This is a genomic window from Streptomyces sp. C36 (assembly GCF_040932295.1).
Taxonomy (GTDB): Bacteria; Actinomycetota; Actinomycetes; order Streptomycetales; family Streptomycetaceae; genus Streptomyces; species Streptomyces triculaminicus.
In genome coordinates, this window is record NZ_JBFQGI010000001.1 from 101,708 (window position 1) to 116,886 (window position 15,179).

General features: G+C 74.7%; 12 protein-coding genes. 5 read left to right on the forward strand and 7 right to left on the reverse strand.

Annotated elements, in window-relative coordinates:
* Positions 1-223 precede the first annotated feature (223 nt).
* Together AB4K12_RS00440 and AB4K12_RS00445 are read left to right on the forward strand one after the other, a co-directional pair.
* The gene (locus AB4K12_RS00440; RefSeq protein ID WP_368432199.1) at positions 224-1,189 is read left to right on the forward strand and encodes an ROK family protein; all 966 of its coding nucleotides are present in this window, start codon (positions 224-226) and stop codon (positions 1,187-1,189) included.
* A gap of 204 nt (positions 1,190-1,393) precedes the next feature.
* The gene (locus AB4K12_RS00445) at positions 1,394-2,434 is read left to right on the forward strand and encodes an NUDIX domain-containing protein (RefSeq protein ID WP_368432200.1); all 1,041 of its coding nucleotides are present in this window, start codon (positions 1,394-1,396) and stop codon (positions 2,432-2,434) included.
* A 190-nt stretch (positions 2,435-2,624) separates the two neighbouring features.
* Here the strand turns inward: AB4K12_RS00445 and AB4K12_RS00450 are convergent, their stop codons facing one another.
* A complete protein-coding gene (locus tag AB4K12_RS00450) occupies positions 2,625-4,013 on the reverse strand; it encodes a dipeptidase (RefSeq protein ID WP_368432201.1) in 1,389 nt (462 codons plus the stop codon).
* 193 nt (positions 4,014-4,206) lie between these two features.
* Between AB4K12_RS00450 and AB4K12_RS00455 the strand changes: the two genes are divergently transcribed.
* Positions 4,207-5,436, forward strand: coding sequence for a geranylgeranyl reductase family protein (locus tag AB4K12_RS00455; protein WP_368432202.1), 1,230 nt, complete (start codon positions 4,207-4,209; stop codon positions 5,434-5,436).
* Positions 5,437-5,655: 219 nt separating this feature from the next.
* On the opposite strand, the gene AB4K12_RS00460 is transcribed toward AB4K12_RS00455, so the two are convergent.
* Positions 5,656-6,585 carry a DUF2797 domain-containing protein gene (locus AB4K12_RS00460; protein WP_368432203.1) on the reverse strand — a complete coding sequence of 310 codons (930 nt, stop codon included), beginning with the start codon at positions 6,583-6,585 and terminating at the stop codon, positions 5,656-5,658.
* 13 nt (positions 6,586-6,598) lie between these two features.
* On the reverse strand, positions 6,599-7,813 hold the full coding sequence (locus AB4K12_RS00465) for an MFS transporter (protein WP_368432204.1): 1,215 nt from the start codon (positions 7,811-7,813) through the stop codon (positions 6,599-6,601).
* Between the two features lie 41 nt (positions 7,814-7,854).
* Here AB4K12_RS00465 and AB4K12_RS00470 point away from each other — a divergent pair, with 41 nt between their 5' ends.
* Complete coding sequence (locus AB4K12_RS00470) at positions 7,855-9,078, forward strand: ROK family protein (protein ID WP_368432205.1); 1,224 nt, start codon at positions 7,855-7,857, stop codon at positions 9,076-9,078.
* A gap of 106 nt (positions 9,079-9,184) precedes the next feature.
* Here AB4K12_RS00470 and AB4K12_RS00475 read toward each other — a convergent pair whose 3' ends face one another.
* Entirely contained in the window at positions 9,185-9,745 is a 561-nt protein-coding gene (locus AB4K12_RS00475) for an ATP-binding protein (protein ID WP_368432206.1), read from the reverse strand.
* 207 nt (positions 9,746-9,952) lie between these two features.
* Positions 9,953-10,300, reverse strand: coding sequence for a hypothetical protein (locus AB4K12_RS00480; RefSeq protein WP_086570296.1), 348 nt, complete (start codon positions 10,298-10,300; stop codon positions 9,953-9,955).
* Positions 10,301-10,440: 140 nt separating this feature from the next.
* On the opposite strand from AB4K12_RS00480, the gene AB4K12_RS00485 reads away from it, so the two are divergent.
* The gene (locus AB4K12_RS00485) at positions 10,441-11,577 is read left to right on the forward strand and encodes a PLP-dependent cysteine synthase family protein (protein WP_368432207.1); all 1,137 of its coding nucleotides are present in this window, start codon (positions 10,441-10,443) and stop codon (positions 11,575-11,577) included.
* A 91-nt stretch (positions 11,578-11,668) separates the two neighbouring features.
* Here the strand turns inward: AB4K12_RS00485 and AB4K12_RS00490 are convergent, their stop codons facing one another.
* On the reverse strand, positions 11,669-12,541 hold the full coding sequence (locus AB4K12_RS00490) for a DeoR/GlpR family DNA-binding transcription regulator (RefSeq protein WP_368432208.1): 873 nt from the start codon (positions 12,539-12,541) through the stop codon (positions 11,669-11,671).
* A gap of 137 nt (positions 12,542-12,678) precedes the next feature.
* Positions 12,679-15,081, reverse strand: coding sequence for a right-handed parallel beta-helix repeat-containing protein (locus AB4K12_RS00495; RefSeq protein WP_368432209.1), 2,403 nt, complete (start codon positions 15,079-15,081; stop codon positions 12,679-12,681).
* Between the last annotated feature and the right edge of the window lie 98 nt (positions 15,082-15,179).

The window sequence follows — 15,179 nt, forward strand, 5'->3', positions numbered from 1 at the left end:
GGAGAACCGGCGGCCCGGGGAGAATCGGCGGAGATGGCCATGGTCGCCCGTCCTTCGCGCAGAGAGCCGTCTGGTGCCGGCGGGTGACGTCGCACGTACGGGGACGACGTCGGGCACCTCGGAGGTGACCTCGAGCATAGAGCCTGGACAACGTTGTCAAGCAGGGCCAGACTGACCTCCCGGACCGACCCCCACCGCCCGTGGACCAGGAGACAATCGCACCGTGCGCAACGACCAGGGCGACCTCGTCGCCGCTCTCGACTTCGGCGGCACCAAGATCGCCGGGGCGCTCGTGGACGCCGGCGGGCACCTGCTCGCCCGCGCCCGGCGGCCCACCCCGGCGACGGAGGACGCGGCGACGGTCATGGACGCGGTGGCCGGCGTGCTCGCCGAGCTGGGCCGGAGCGCGCACTGGTCGCGGGTACGGGCCGTGGGCATCGGCAGCGCGGGCCCCGTCGACGCCTCGCGCGGCACCGTCAGCCCCGTCAACGTGCCCGGCTGGAGAGGGTTTCCGCTGGTCGCCGAGGTGGCCCGGGCGGTGGGCGGGCTGCCGGTGACGCTGGTCGGCGACGGGGTGGCGATGACCGCGGCCGAGCACTGGCGGGGCGCGGCCCGGGGGCGGGCCAACGCCCTGTGCATGGTGGTCTCCACGGGGGTCGGCGGAGGGCTCGTCCTCGGCGGCCGGCTGAATCCCGGGCCCACGGGCAACGCCGGCCACATCGGCCACATCAGCGTCGCCCTGGACGGCGACCCCTGCCCCTGTGGCGGCCGGGGCTGCGTGGAACGCCTCGCCAGCGGACCGAACATCACACGCCGCGCGCTCGCCGACGGCTGGCGGCCGGGACCCGGCGAGGAGGCGAGCGCGGCGGCCGTGGCCGCCGCCGCCCGGACGGGCGACGCCATCGCGCTCGCCTCCTTCGCGCGCGCCGCGCAGGCGCTGGCCGCGGGCATCGCCGCGACGGCGGCGCTCGTGGAGATCGAGGTCGCGGTGATAGGCGGCGGCGTGGCACAGGCCGGAGAGGTGCTCTTCGCCCCGCTGCGCGAACGCCTGCGCGACTACGCGGCGTTGTCCTTCACCTCGGCCGTCGAGGTGCTGCCCGCGCGGCTGGGCTCCGACGCGGGGCTGGTCGGGGCGGCGGCCGCGGCGGCCGAGCGGCTGGGACTGTGGGGGCCGGGCGCGGGTAGGTGACGGGCAGGTGACAGGGCGCTGTGGCCTCCGTCACCTGCCGAGTGGCCAGTCCGTGCCCCATGCCGCTCGTACACGTTTCCGTGGCAAGGTGTTGCGGGCACGTGTTCCGGCACGTATTCCCCCGCCGCGCGCGCCGCGATCCGGGGGCTGTGTTCCGCGCCAGGTGTTCCGCAGGCCACAGGGGGCTACGGAGAAGGGGGAACCGTGATCGTCTGGCTGAACGGTGCGTTCAGTGGGGGCAAGACCAGCACGGCGAAGCTGTTGACCGAGCTCCTTCCGGGCAGCACCCTCTACGACCCCGAGGTGACGGGCGGGGCGCTGCGCCATCTGCTGCCGCCCAGGAGACTCGGCGAGGTGGGGGACTATCAGGACCTGCCCATCTGGCGCCGGATGGTCGTGGACACGGCGGCGGCGCTGCTGGCGGAGCTGGGCGGGGCGCTCGTCGTGCCGATGACGCTGTTGCGCCAGGAGTACCGGGACGAGATCTTCGGGGCGCTGGCGTCCCGCCGGATACCGGTACGGCATGTGGTGCTCACCGTCGATGAAACGATCCTGCGGGAGCGCATCGAGAACCGCGTGGAGTTCCCCGGCGACGCGGAGCGGAGCGAGTCCGTCCGGCGGTGGTCGCGGGATCACGTCGTGCCGTACCGCCGGGCGCTGGCGTCCTGGCTCGGGGGCGACGCCCTCGCCGTCGACACCGCCGGCCTGACCCCGCGCCAGGTGGCCGAGCGCGTCGCCGAGGCCGTGCGCGACGGCAGCGCCGCGTTCTGCCCGATCGTCCAGACGCCCGAGCCGCGGGCCGAGACGCTCGCCGCCGGGGTGCTGCTCTTCGACGAGTACGACCGGGTGCTGCTCGTGGACCCCACGTACAAGGCCGGCTGGGAGTTCCCGGGCGGAGTGGTGGAGCCCGGCGAGGCGCCCGCCCGCGCGGGCATGCGCGAGGTCGCCGAGGAGATCGGCATCGAGCTCTCGTCCGTGCCGCGGCTGCTGGTCGTCGACTGGGAGCCGCCCAAGCCGCCCGGGTACGGGGGCCTGCGCCTGCTCTTCGACGGGGGGCGGCTGGCCGAGGCCGACGCGCGGCGGCTGCTGCTGCCCGGGGCCGAGCTGCGGGGGTGGCGGTTCGTCACCGAGGAGGAGGCGGCGGGCATGTTGCCGCCGGTGCGGCTGAACCGGCTGCGGTGGGCGTTGCGGGCGCGGGAGCAGGGGCGGGCGTTGAACCTTGAGGCGGGTGTGCCGGTGGGGTGACCTGGCCGGGTGGGGCGGGGGCGGGTGCGGGCCGGGAAGGGCCCTTCTGGGGCTGCGATTTCGCGGGCCTCGCCGGCGTTGCCCGTGAGTACCCCGTACGTGCCCGCGAAACCGCTTTACGCCCCTGCCAGGTTCCCTTCCCGGCCCGCACCCGCCCCCTCCCGTTCGTTCCCGGGTGCGGCGCGCCCGTCTAGCCGCGCTTGCTCTCGGCGTAGTTCGTCAGGAACAGGGCCTCGGCGAGCGTGAGGCGCTCCAGCTCCTGCGGGCTCACGCTCTCGTTGACCGCGTGGATCTTCGCCTCCGGCTCGCTCAGGCCGATCAGGAGGATCTCCGTGTCCGGGTAGAGCGTGGAGAGGGTGTTGCACAGCGGGATCGAGCCGCCCATGCCCGCCGTCTGCATCTCCTCGCCGGGGTACGCGACGCGCATGGCCTCCGCCATCGACGCGTACGCCGGGCTGGCGGTGTCCGCCTGGAAGGCCTGGCCCTGGCCCACCTGCTCCAGCGCGATCCGCGCGCCCCACGGCACGTGCTTCTCCAGGTGCGCCACGAGCAGCCGCGTGGCCTGCGGCACGTCCTGGCCCGGCGGTACGCGCAGGCTGATCAGCGCCCGCGCGCTCGCGTGGACGGACGGGGTGGCGCCGACCACCGGCGGGCAGTCGATGCCCAGGACGGTGACCGCCGGGCGCGCCCAGAGGCGGTCGGCCACGGTGCCCGAGCCGATCAGCTCCACGCCGTCGAGGACCTTGGCGTCCTCGCGGAAGTGCTCCTCGGGGTACTGCAGACCGCTCCAGCTCTCGTCCGCCGCCAGCCCGTCCACCGTCGTCGAGCCGTCCTCGGCGCGCAGCGAGTCCAGCGCGCGGATCAGGGCCGCGAGGGCGTCGGGGGCCGCGCCGCCGAACTGGCCCGAGTGCAGGTTGCCCTCGAGCGTGTCCACCTGGACGCGGACGAGGGTCATGCCGCGCAGCGTCGCGGTGACCGTGGGCAGGCCGACGCGGAAGTTGCCCGCGTCGCCGATGACGATGGCGTCGGCGGTCAGCAGCTCCGGGTGGGCCTCGGCGTACCGCTGGAGGCCGCCGGTGCCCTGCTCCTCGGAGCCCTCGACGATGACCTTGACGCCGACCGGGACGCCGCCGTGGGCCTTCAGCGCGCGCAGCGCGTTCAGGTGCATGATCACGCCGCCCTTGCAGTCGGCGGCGCCGCGGCCGTACCAGCGCCCGTCGCGCTCGGTCAGCTCGAAGGGCGGGGAGATCCACGCGGCCTCGTCGAGCGTGGGCTGCACGTCGTAGTGGGCGTACAGCAGCACGGTCGGGGCGTCCGCCGGGCCGGGCAGGAAGCCGTAGACCGACTGCGTGCCGTCCGGGGTGTCGAGCAGGGCGACGTCCTCGAAGCCCTCCGCGCGCAGCGCGTCGGCCACCCACTTCGCGGCCCCCTCGCACTCGCTCTTGGGGAACTGCGCCTCGTCGGCGACGGACTTGAAGGCGACCAGTTCGGCCAGCTCGGTCCGGGCGCGGGACTGCAGGGAGGCGACAGTCGTCGCGAGCGCGGCCGGATCGGGCAGGCGGCTCGAGGACGTGTCCATGGAACGCTCCTTGGGGGCGCGACGTTGTGTCCGTACAGACGTGGTGTCCGCACATACGGGCGATTGCGCACCGATCCTCCCATGGCCGGTGCGCGCGTCCCCGGGGGCCTTCCCCCGAACGGGCCGCCGGACGGTGGGCCGTAGGATGCGCACGGTAGTCGTAGCCGGTGATCAAACGGGAGTAGAAGCACAGGTGAGCAGCGACAACGCAGCCCGGGAAGCGGGCTCGGACGGCACGGCGGCGAGCGAGCCGGTGTGGGACGTCGTGGTGGTGGGCGCCGGGCCCGCGGGGGCGTCGGCCGCCCGTGCCGCGGCGGCCGCGGGCCGCCGGGTGCTGCTCCTGGAGAAGGCCGAGCTCCCGCGCTACAAGACCTGCGGCGGCGGCATCATCGGCCCCTCGCGGGACGCGCTGCCGCCCGGTTTCCAACTGCCGCTGCGGGACCGCGTGCACGCCGTCACCTTCTCGCTCGACGGCAAGCTGACGCGCACCCGCCGCTCGAAGGGGATGCTCTTCGGGCTCATCAACCGGCCGGAGTTCGACGCCGCCCTCGTCGAGTCCGCCAAGGAGGCGGGCGCCGAGGTGCGCACGGGCGTGGCCGTCTCCAAGGTCGAGCAGCACGGCCCGGCCGTGCCCGACCGGCGCACCGTGGCCGTCGTCCTCTCCGACGGCGAGACCCTCCACGCCCGCGCGGTCGTGGGCGCGGACGGCAGCGCCGGGCGCATAGGGGCACACGTCGGGGTGAAGCTCGAGCAGGTGGACCTCGGCCTGGAGGTCGAGATTCCGGTGCCGGCGACGGTCGCCGAGGACTGGGCCGGCCGGGTGCACATCGACTGGGGCCCGATTCCGGGCAGTTACGGATGGGTCTTCCCCAAGGGCGACACCCTGACCGTCGGCGTGATCTCGGCGCGCGGCGAGGGCGCGGGCACCAAGCGCTATCTGGAGGACTTCGTCGCCCGGCTGGGGCTGGCGGGCTTCGAGCCCAGCATCTCCTCGGGCCACCTGACCCGCTGCCGGACCGACGACTCGCCGCTCTCGCGCGGCCGGGTCATCGTGTGCGGCGACGCGGCCGGGCTGCTGGAGCCGTGGACGCGCGAGGGCATCTCCTTCGCCCTGCGCTCGGGCCGGCTCGCGGGGGAGTGGGCCGTGCGCATCGCCGAGGCGCAGGACGCCGTCGACGCCCGCCGCCAGGCGCTGAACTACGCCTTCGCCATCAAGGCCGGCCTGGGCGTGGAGATGGGCGTCGGCCGCCGCATGCTCACCCTCTTCGAGCGCCGTCCGGGCCTCATCCACGCCGCCCTCACCGGCTTCCGCCCGGCATGGAACGCGTTCGCACGCGTCGTGCGCGGCACGACCACGCTCGCCGAGATCGTCCGGACCCACCCGCTGGCACGGCGGACCCTGTCGGCGATGGACCGGGGCTGAGCCACCCTCGCCCCCATCCGGACGGGTCGGGCGGTCGCCGGACGGACGGGAGGGGGCGGGGAGGGAAGGGCCCTGGCAGGGGCGTAAGGGTTATTTGCGGCGAATTTCGGGCCAACCCCCTCGGTTGGCAGGAGTCGCCGTAAATAATCCAGCCCCAGAAGGGCCCTTCCCTCCCCGCCCCCGCCCCACGACGCACCAACCCCCGAAGACCACCGGACGTCAGAAGAGCGCGTCCGGCTCGGCCGGCCGCACGGCCGCCCGCACGGCCGCCCGTACAGGCGCCGTCGTCGTCGCGTCCGGCGCCGCCGCCGTGAGAACCCACCCCGCCAGCCGACGGGCGTCCAGCAGCAGCTGACCCTCCGGCGTGTCCACGTACACATCGGGCCCGGCCACAGCCGCCACCCGGCCCGCCACCGTGCGGCCCGGGGCCAACCCGACGACGCCGAAAACCGAGCGGACGCGGTCGAGGTGGAACGCCGCGTCGTGATGGACCGGCGCGAAGTCCCGTACCGCCAGGGACTCGGGGAGCCCCGCGAGCCCCAGCGCCCGCTCGTGCAGCTCCGCCAGCTCGGCCGCGCGGTCCGCCGGCGGGGCCGCCGGATGGCGGGCGGCGCGCTTGGCCGCGTAGGGGAAGCGGTCCGGCACCGCGAGCGCGGCGCCCAGCACCGCCTCGGCCCGGCGGGCCGCCATCAGGGGGCCGCGGCCGAGCAGGGCGTAGGAGAGCGCGGCCTGCTCGAGCAGGCGCGCGCCGTTCCGCTCGGCGGCGGTGATGCCGACCTTGGTCAGACCGGGCGCGAACCAGGCGAGATAGGCGTCGTACGGGCGGGGGTCGTCGGCGATGGTGTCGGCCGCCACCGAATGGGACCGGTCGAGCCGGGCGCACTGCGGGCACTGCGCCGAGACCGCGGTCTCCGGCACCGCGGCCGCGTCCGGGCAGGGCGTGTGCCGCCCGCCCTTGCGCACCCCGACGCAGCGCCGCCCGTCGCCCGTGGTGAACGCGAGCGGCCGCCCGGGCGGCAGCGGCGAGAGGCGCTCCCCGCGCGCGGGATGCCGCCACACCAGCGCCGGCTCCGGGGCCGCGCCGGCCGTGCTCCAGCGCAGCCCGGCGCAGCGCCACCCGGCGCGGCTCCCGCCTTCCGTGTCCGCCATGCCCCCCATGGTGTCAGCGGCCACTGACAACGGGCCCGCGGGCCGGCTCCCGCGTCGTACGGGCGATCAGCGCCGACACGGCCGCGAGCGCGGCGACCGTGGTCAGCGCCACGGGCAGGGAGAACCAGTCCGTGAGGAAGCCGATGGCCGGCGGTCCCAGCAGCATGCCGCCGTAGCCGAACGTGGAGGCGGCGGCGACGCCGCCCGGGCCCGCCAGCTCGCCGGCCCGGCCGATCGCGACGGGGAAGATGTTGGCCAGGCCGAGGCCCGTGACGGCGAAGCCGGCGAGGGCCGCCCAGAGGCTGGGCGCCAGCGCGCCGAGCAGCATGCCCGCCGCGGCGGTCGCGCCGCCGACGACCAGCAGCCGGGTCTGGCCCAGCCGTTCCAGGAGCGCGCTGCCGGTCAGCCGCCCGAGCGTCATGGCGAGCGCGAAGACGGAGTAGCCGATCGCCGCCACTCCGGGCCGGGCCGAGAGGTCCTGCTGGAGGTGGAGCGCGCCCCAGTCGGCGAGCGCCCCCTCGCCGTAGGCGGTGCACAGGGCGATCAGGCCGAGGACGGCGACCAGCCGGCGCTCGCGCCCGCCGGCCTGCGGGGCGGCGGTGGACGCCGGGGTCGTGGCGCGCGGGGCGGGGCGGGGCGCTGGGTGGGCGAGGAGCGCCCGTCCCGCCACGACGGAGACGAGGAGTCCGGTCGCGGCCAGCAGGAACAGGTGGCGGTCGGCCGGCAGATGCCCGGCGATCAGGGCGCCGATCCCGGCGCCGAGCATCCCGCCGACGCTGAAGGCGGCGTGGAAGCTGGGCATCACGGGCCTGCGCAGCGCGGCGACGAGGTCGACGGCGGCGCTGTTCATGGCGACGTTGATGCCGCCGTAGGCGGCCCCGAAGACGAGCAGGACCAGTCCGAGGGAGAGGGCGGAGCCGGCCAGCGCGGGCAGGGCGATGCCCAGGGACATCAGGACGGCGGCCAGCACCGTCATGGGGTGGCTGCCGAAGCGCCGGCACAGCCGGCCGGTCACCGTCATGGTGGCGACGGCGCCCGCCGACACGCCGAGCAGGGCCAGCCCGAGGTCGCCGGCGGAGGCGCCCGTGTGCTCCTTGATGGCGGGGATGCGGACCACCCAGCCGGCGAAGAGGAAGCCGTCGAGGGCGAAGAAAAGGGTCAGTGCGGTTCTCAGGCGGGGGAGTACGGTCTCCTCGGGAGCCGGTCGCCGTTCCCCCAGAAGGGCCATCCGTATTTTGTTTAGCGTCGGCACAAAGTCAGAATAGGGGTGTGACCCAGACTCGGACAACACGTTTGGAGCGTGGCCGCGGCGCGCTCGGCCCGGCCTTGGAGCTCGTGCACACCGGCCGCGCCCCCACGCGCGCCGTCCTGACGGCCGAACTCGGCGTGACCCGCGCCACCGCCGGGGCCGTGGCCGCGGAGCTGGAGGCGCTCGGACTGATCCGGGTGGACGCGCGCCCGACGGCCCCCGCCGGTTCCCAGGGCCGGCCCTCGCACCGGCTGTCCGTCGCACCCGATGGCCCCGTCGTCCTCGCCGCGCAGATCCACGCCGACGGCTACCGCGCGGCCCTCGTCGGCCTCGGCGGCACGGTGGTGGCGACCGCGCCGGGCTGCATGACGGTGCCCGCCGACCCCTCGCGCATCATCGACGCCGTCGTCGAGGCGGGTGCCGGGCTGCTGCGCTCGAGCGGCCGGCGCTGCCTGGGCGCCGGGCTCGCCGTGCCCTCGGCGGTCGCGGAGCCGGACGGTACGGCCCTCAACCCGCTGCACCTGTCCTGGCCCGCCGGCGCCCCCGTCCACGAGCTCTTCACCGAGGCGCTGGCCAAGTCCGGGATCGACGACCCCGCGGGCGTCCCCGTGCCCGGCGTCGCGGGCAACGACGTCAACCTCGCCGCCCTCGCCGAACACCGCCACGGCGCGGGCCGGGGCGCCCGGCACCTGCTGTGCGTGGCCACGGGTCACCGGGGCGTGGGCGGGGCGCTCGTCCTCGACGGCCGTGTGCACAGCGGCAGTTCGGGCCTGGCGCTGGAGGTCGGTCACCTGACCGTCAATCCCGCGGGACTGCCCTGTCACTGCGGCAGCCGCGGCTGCCTCGACGTCGAGACCGACACCCTGGCCTTCCTCACCGCCGCCGGCCGCACGCCCGGCCCCGAGGTGTCACTGCTGCAGCAGTCCCGCGACCTGCTGCGCACGGAGTACGCGGACCCGTCCGTGCGGGCCGCCGCCGAGCTGATCGTCGACCGGCTGGGCCTCGGGCTCGCCGGGCTCGTCAACATCCTCAACCCCGACCGCATCCTGCTGGGAGGGCTCCACCGCGAGCTCCTGGAGGCGGATCCCGAACGGCTGCGCGCGGTCGTCGCCGACCGCAGCCTGTGGGGCCGCAGCGGGAGCGTGCCGATCCTCGCCTGCACCCTGGACTTCAACAGCCTCATCGGCGCCGCCGAAGCGGCCTGGCAGCCGGTCCTGGACGATCCCCTGGCGGCGCTCGCCTGACGCCGCGCGGGACCTCGCGGCTCACTTGCCCGGGCCCCTCGCGAGCGGTACGCGCGCATGCGCACGCGTGCCCGTCGCCGACGGCCGGCCGGGAGCCGGTCCCCGGTCAGCCGGGGACGACGGACCGGGGGCGCCGCCGCGGCGCGGGCCGGCGCAGGCCGGCCGGGGTGCCCACGAACGCGGGCTCCTCCAGGGCCGACAGGGGAGCGGGCCGGTCGAAGGCGAAGGCCTTGCGGTCGCCGCGTGCCGTGCGGGGCGCGGCGGGCCCGGGGGAGGGAACGGTCAGCGTGAACCAGACGACCTTCCCGCCGTCGTGGCGCTCGCGCACGCCCCAGCTCGAACTGACCGCCGCCACCAACGCCAGCCCCCGGCCGTGGGTGCTGCCGGCGTCCACGTCCGCGATGCGCGGCAGCCGGGGATCGTGGTCGCTCACCGAGACGGTGAGGCGGTTCATCACGAGCTCGATCTCGACGGTGCAGCGTTTGTCGGGTTCGGCGTGCTGGTGGACGTTGGTGAGCAATTCGGTGACACCGAGCGCGGCGGGGTCGATGAGGGGATCGAGATGCCAGTAACGCAACTGCGCAGATACGATTCTGCGGACCTGGCCGATCCGTTGGGGCAGAGCCTGGAGCTCCACGGTGCAGTGCTTGTTCACTCGGCTGATCACGGCTGCGACTCCCTGAAGAAGTAGGGCTAGCCTGATGCAGATGGCGTTGCGAAAGTCGTGCGGTACGCGCCTGTTCCGGTCCTGCGGCGCGGGCCACCGGACCGATCGGCGGTAACTGATCCCGAGCGTGACCGCCGAAAACCCTCAGTGATACCGGTACGAGTCAAGGGTCGACTCTCGCGGCCACCTTCGCAACTCCTGCATCCTTCAGTGCTTCGCCGTGCTTCCGTGCGCCGACCGCACGACCTCCAGAAAGCGGTTGACCACCGCTTCGCCCTCATCCTCGCGGGTCGCGCCCCCGGGCGGGTGGTCCTCGGGCCGGCCCAAGGTGAGCCGGTAGCGGTGGCCGTTGACGGTGGCCCGCGCCTGGTCCGGGCCGGCGAACCACGGCTTGCCCGCCTGGACCGAGTCCACCGGAGCGCTGTCGATCTCCCGCCCGTAGCTGGTCAGCAGCTCCAGCCGGCCGTCACGGATCCGCACCTGGCCGGCCCGCGTCAGGGAGCGATGGGAACGCTCGATCCGTACCCCTGTCGCGCTGAACTCCGGTTCCGCCACGGCGCACCGCCCCTCCTGCCGGATGTCGCTGTCCGTTGGGCAGTCTGCCCGTGCGCGGGCCCGGACACCAGTGCCCCTTTATGATCGGAACGCCCGAGTGGTCCGCCTGAGCCCGTACGGAACACCCCTAGGAGCGGCGCGTGAACAGCACAGGGCACACGGGAGCGGCCGGTCCGGCCGTGCCGACCGTCGACGTCGACCACAGCGACCCGGTCTACCGGGCCTGGCTCAAAGAGGCCATCCGCAAGGTCCAGGCCGACGCCAACCGTTCGGCCGACACCCACCTGCTGCGCTTCCCGCTGCCCCCCGAATGGGGCATCGACCTGTACCTCAAGGACGAGTCCACCCACCCGACCGGCAGCCTCAAGCACCGCCTCGCCCGCTCCCTGTTCCTCTACGGCCTGTGCAACGGCTGGATCCGCCCCGAGGCCTGCGTCATCGAGGCCTCCAGCGGCTCCACCGCCGTCTCCGAGGCCTACTTCGCCCAGCTGATCGGCGTGCCCTTCGTCGCCGTCATGCCGCGCACGACCAGCCGCGAGAAGTGCCGCCTGATCGAGTTCCACGGCGGACGGTGCCACTTCGTGGACGACCCCCGGACGATGTACGCGGAGGCGGCCGCCCTCGCCGAGCGGTCCGGAGGCCATTACATCGACCAGTTCACCTACGCAGAACGGGCCACCGACTGGCGCGGCAACAACAACATCGCCGAGTCCGTGTACAGCCAGCTGCGCCGGGAGCGGCACCCCGAGCCCGCGTGGATCGTCGCGACCGCGGGCACCGGTGGCACCTCTGCGACCATCGCCCGCTACACCCGCTACATGCAGTACGACACCCGCGTCTGCGTCGCCGACCCGGAGAACTCCTGCTTCTTCGACGGCTGGCGCGAGAACGACCCCACCGCGACCAGCGACCGGAGCTCGCGCATCGAGGGCATCGGCCGCCCGCGCATGGAACCGAGCTTCGTGCCCTGGGCGATCGACCGGATGATGAAGGTCCCCGACGCCGCGAGCGTCGCGGCCGTCCGCGCGCTCGAGGAGGCCATCGGCCGCAAGGCGGGCGGCTCCACCGGCACCGGCCTGTGGAGTTCGCTGAAGATCGTCGCGGAGATGGTCGGCGAGGGGCGCACGGGCAGCGTCGTCACCCTCATCTGCGACCCCGGCGAGCGCTACCTCGACACCTACTACTCCGACGCCTGGCTGGCCGAACAGGGCCTGGACATCCAGCCCTACGCCCTGGCGATCACCGGCTTCCTGGCGACCGGCCGCTGGCCCGACTGACGCGCCGGTCCACCCGACGCCGTAGCCCGTCCGAGCTCGTAGCCCGTCCGAGCTCACAGTCCCCGAGTCCTCGAGGCCCCGGCCCCCGCGCTCAGCCGACCGGCCGGAACCCGTCCGCGCCCCGCCCCGGGCTCCCCGGGTTCGCGCCGGCCACCACCAGCTCCGGCAGTCGTTCGGCGATCTCCGCGCGGGCCGTGGCGGGCAGGCCCGCGTCCGTCACCAGCGCGTCGACCTCGTCCAGCGTGGCGAACGAGCTCAGCCCGACCGTGCCCCACTTGGTGTGGTCCGCGAGGGCCACCACCCGCCGGGCGGAGCGCACGAAGTGCCGGTTCGTCTCGGCCTCGGCGAGGTTGGGCGTGGACAGGCCGGCCTCGGCGGATATGCCGTGCACCCCGATGAACAGCACGTCGAAGTGGAGCGAGCGGATCGCCGCGTCCGCGACCGGACCGACCAGCGTGTCCGAGGGCGTGCGCACACCGCCCGTCAGCACCACGGTGGCGGCGCCCGGACGGGCCGGCGTGCCGGGAGCCGCCCGCTGGGCGGTGTGGAACACCTCCGCCACCCGTACCGAGTTGGTGACGATCGTCAGATCGGGGACATCCACCAGCCGCTGGGCCAGTGCGTACGCCGTCGTCCCGCCCGCCAGCGCTACGGCGCTGCCCCGCACGGCCATCTCGGCGGCGGCCCGGGCGATGTCCTCCTTGGCGCTGAGCTCCAGCGCCGACTTGGCCTCGAAACCGGGCTCGTGCGTCGTCGCCTCCGCCTCCGCCACCGGCACCGCACCGCCGTGCACCTTCTCCACGACGCCCTGCCGGGCCAGCGCGTCCAGGTCGCGCCGGACCGTCATGTCCGAGACGTTCAGCCGCCGGGTCAGTTCGTTGACCCGCACCCCGCCGCGCCGCCTGACCTCGTCGAGGATCAGGGCACGACGCTGCTCCGCCAGGAGATTCTGGTTGTCACCCACCCGAACCGTCCTTCCCGGTCGACCGCCGCCCGTCGTGCGCGCACATCCTCCCACGCGTGTACGACAACACCCGCTCGCTTTCCCGGTGTTCGGGCGGCCTCCTCGACAGCCACCTCCACCCGTCGGCCGACGCGTCGTCAGGGGAGGTCGGGCAGGTCCTCGGGATACAGCAGGGTGAGGTCCTCCGTGCTGGGCGCGGCCAGTTGCGCCACCCGGCCCGCGTGCCGCTCGACCATCGCCTCGAACGTCTGCCGGGCGGTACGGCCGTTGCCGAACGCCGGGCCCTTGGGAAGGGCGGTGAAATACCGCAGCAGCGCCTCGGCCGCACCCTCGCCGATCCGGTACTCGTGCTCGTCCGCCTGCTGCCGCACGATGCGCAGCAGCTCCTGCGGGGCGTAGTCGCCGAAGGTGATGGTGCGCGAGAAGCGCGACGCCACCCCGGGGTTGACGGTCAGGAAGCGGTCCATCTCGGCGGTGTATCCGGCGACGATGACCACCACCTCGTCGCGGTGGTCCTCCATCAGCTTCACCAGCGTGTCGATGGCCTCCCGCCCGAAGTCCCGCCCGGAGTCCTCCGGTGCCAGGGCGTACGCCTCGTCGATGAAGAGCACGCCGCCGCGGGCCCGGTCGAAGGCCTCCTGCGTACGGATGGCGGTGGAACCGATGTGCTCGCCCACCAGGTCCACCCGCGACACCTCCACCAGGTGCCCGCGCTCCAGCACCCCGAGGTTGGCCAGGATCTCGCCGTAGAGACGGGCGACGGTGGTCTTGCCCGTGCCGGGGGAGCCGGTGAAGACCAGGTGACGGCGGACGGACGCGGCCTTGAGGCCCGCCTGTCGCCGCCGCCGCCCCACCTCGATCATGTCGGTCAGGGCGCGGACCTCGCGTTTGACGCTGTCCAGGCCCACCAGGGCGTCCAGCGCTCCCAGCGCCGCCGCCGGCGAACGCTCCCCGGCGGGCTGCCCGTCCGCCGATGCCGCAGGGGCGGGGGAGCGCGGTGCGGGCGGGGCAGGCGCCGGCCGGACGGCCGTCGCGACAGCGGTCGCCCGGCCGGCGCCGGCGCCCCGGCCCGCTCCGTCGTCGCTCGTACAGCGCTCGCTGACGGGCCCGTCCTCCGCGAATTCGTAGCCCCCGCGCGCGCACCGCTCGGTGTGACAGGCGGTCAGCGTCGCGCGGCAGCCGTCGATGACGTGGAAGCCGTAGCCGCCGCTGCCCGTCACCCGGCAGTCGTCGAACGTGCCCCGGCCCTCCGCCGAGACGTAGAAGCCCGCCTCGGCCGGCGAGGTCACCGTGCAGCGCTCGACGCGGGGGTCGGCGCCCTTGGTGACGATGACGCCGGTGGACGTCGCGTCGATGGTGCAGCCGGCCAGCGTGCCGCCGCTGCCGTGGCCGCGGAACCAGGCGCCCGTGGTCGCCTCCCGGATCCGGGAGTCCGTCAGGTGGGCGGTCGCGCCGCCACTCACCGACACGGCGGTGCCCCGCACCCGCGTCAGGTCGCTGTCGGTGACGTCCGCGCCGGAGCCGCGGTCCAGCACGAACAGTGCGTCCGGCACGTCGTGCACCCGGCAGGAGGCGAGGCGGGCCTCGGCCCCGTCGCTGACCCACACCGCCGGATAGTCGCCGGTGCTGTCGTGGATCTCGCACTGCTCCGCCTCGACCCGCGTGCCCGGATCCCACACCGACAGGCCGTTGCGGCCGAAGCGGCGCACGGTCGAGCGGGTCATCGTCAGCACCGAACGCGAGCGCAGGTCCACGGCGTTCTCCGGAACGTCGTGGATGTCGCAGTCGGCCAGGGCCAGCACCGCGCCGGTGTCCAGCGTCACGCCGTCGGCGGAGGTGCGGTGCACCCGGCAGTCCGTCAGGCGCCCCGCGGCGCGCGCCGCGACCTGCACACCGGTGCCCTTGATCTCGTAGACCTCGCAGCCCACCGCCTCCAGGGCGCTGCCCTCGCCCGTCAGCGACAGCCCCGCCCCCCGGGAGTGGTGGACCCGGCAGCGCTCCAGGCGCGGCTCGGCCCCGCCGCTCACGGCGACGCCGGACTGTCCCGCGGCCACCACCTCGCAGTCCTCGAAGACGCCGCCGGAGCCGTCCAGCACGCTGATGCCGACGCCCGAGGGGTTGTCGACCAGGCAGCGGCGTACGGTCGGCCGCGCCCCGCCGCGCACCTCGATGCCGACCGCCGACCGCGTCACCACCCGCACGTCCGTCAGCTCCGGCGCCCCGCCCTCCACCAGAAGGGCGGGCTCGGCCGCGTCATGGCCCTCGATCAGCAGGTCCCCGAGCGTCGCGGAGGCCCGTACGGTCACGGCGACGCCCTCGGTGGGGGCGATGCGCACCGCGCCGCGCGACCCCTCGCTGCCCCGCAGGATGACGGCCCGGGCGACGATCACGTTCTCGCGGTAGGTGCCCGGCGCCACGGACAGCACGTCCCCGTCGCCCGCCGCTTCGAGCGCCGAGGCGAGGGAGTCGTACTCTCCCGTGCGCCGCCGCCAGCGCGCCGTGCCGGCGTGCGTCACCTGGACCACCGAGCCCTGTGCCATGGCGCTGCTGTGCCCCCGCCTCGAGTGTGTGTGCGTCCGGGAAGGACGCGTACCGGCGGCACCACCGTAGCGCGCGCGGGGCACGGGGGTCGGCCGCT

Coding starts and splice junctions, on each gene's coding strand:
- AB4K12_RS00450 (WP_368432201.1), bottom strand. CDS start 4,013: ATGGACACGTCCTCGAGCCGCCTGCCCGATCCGGCCGCGCTCGCGACG.
- AB4K12_RS00460 (WP_368432203.1), bottom strand. CDS start 6,585: ATGGCGGACACGGAAGGCGGGAGCCGCGCCGGGTGGCGCTGCGCCGGG.
- AB4K12_RS00465 (WP_368432204.1), bottom strand. CDS start 7,813: ATGGCCCTTCTGGGGGAACGGCGACCGGCTCCCGAGGAGACCGTACTC.
- AB4K12_RS00495 (WP_368432209.1), bottom strand. CDS start 15,081: ATGGCACAGGGCTCGGTGGTCCAGGTGACGCACGCCGGCACGGCGCGC.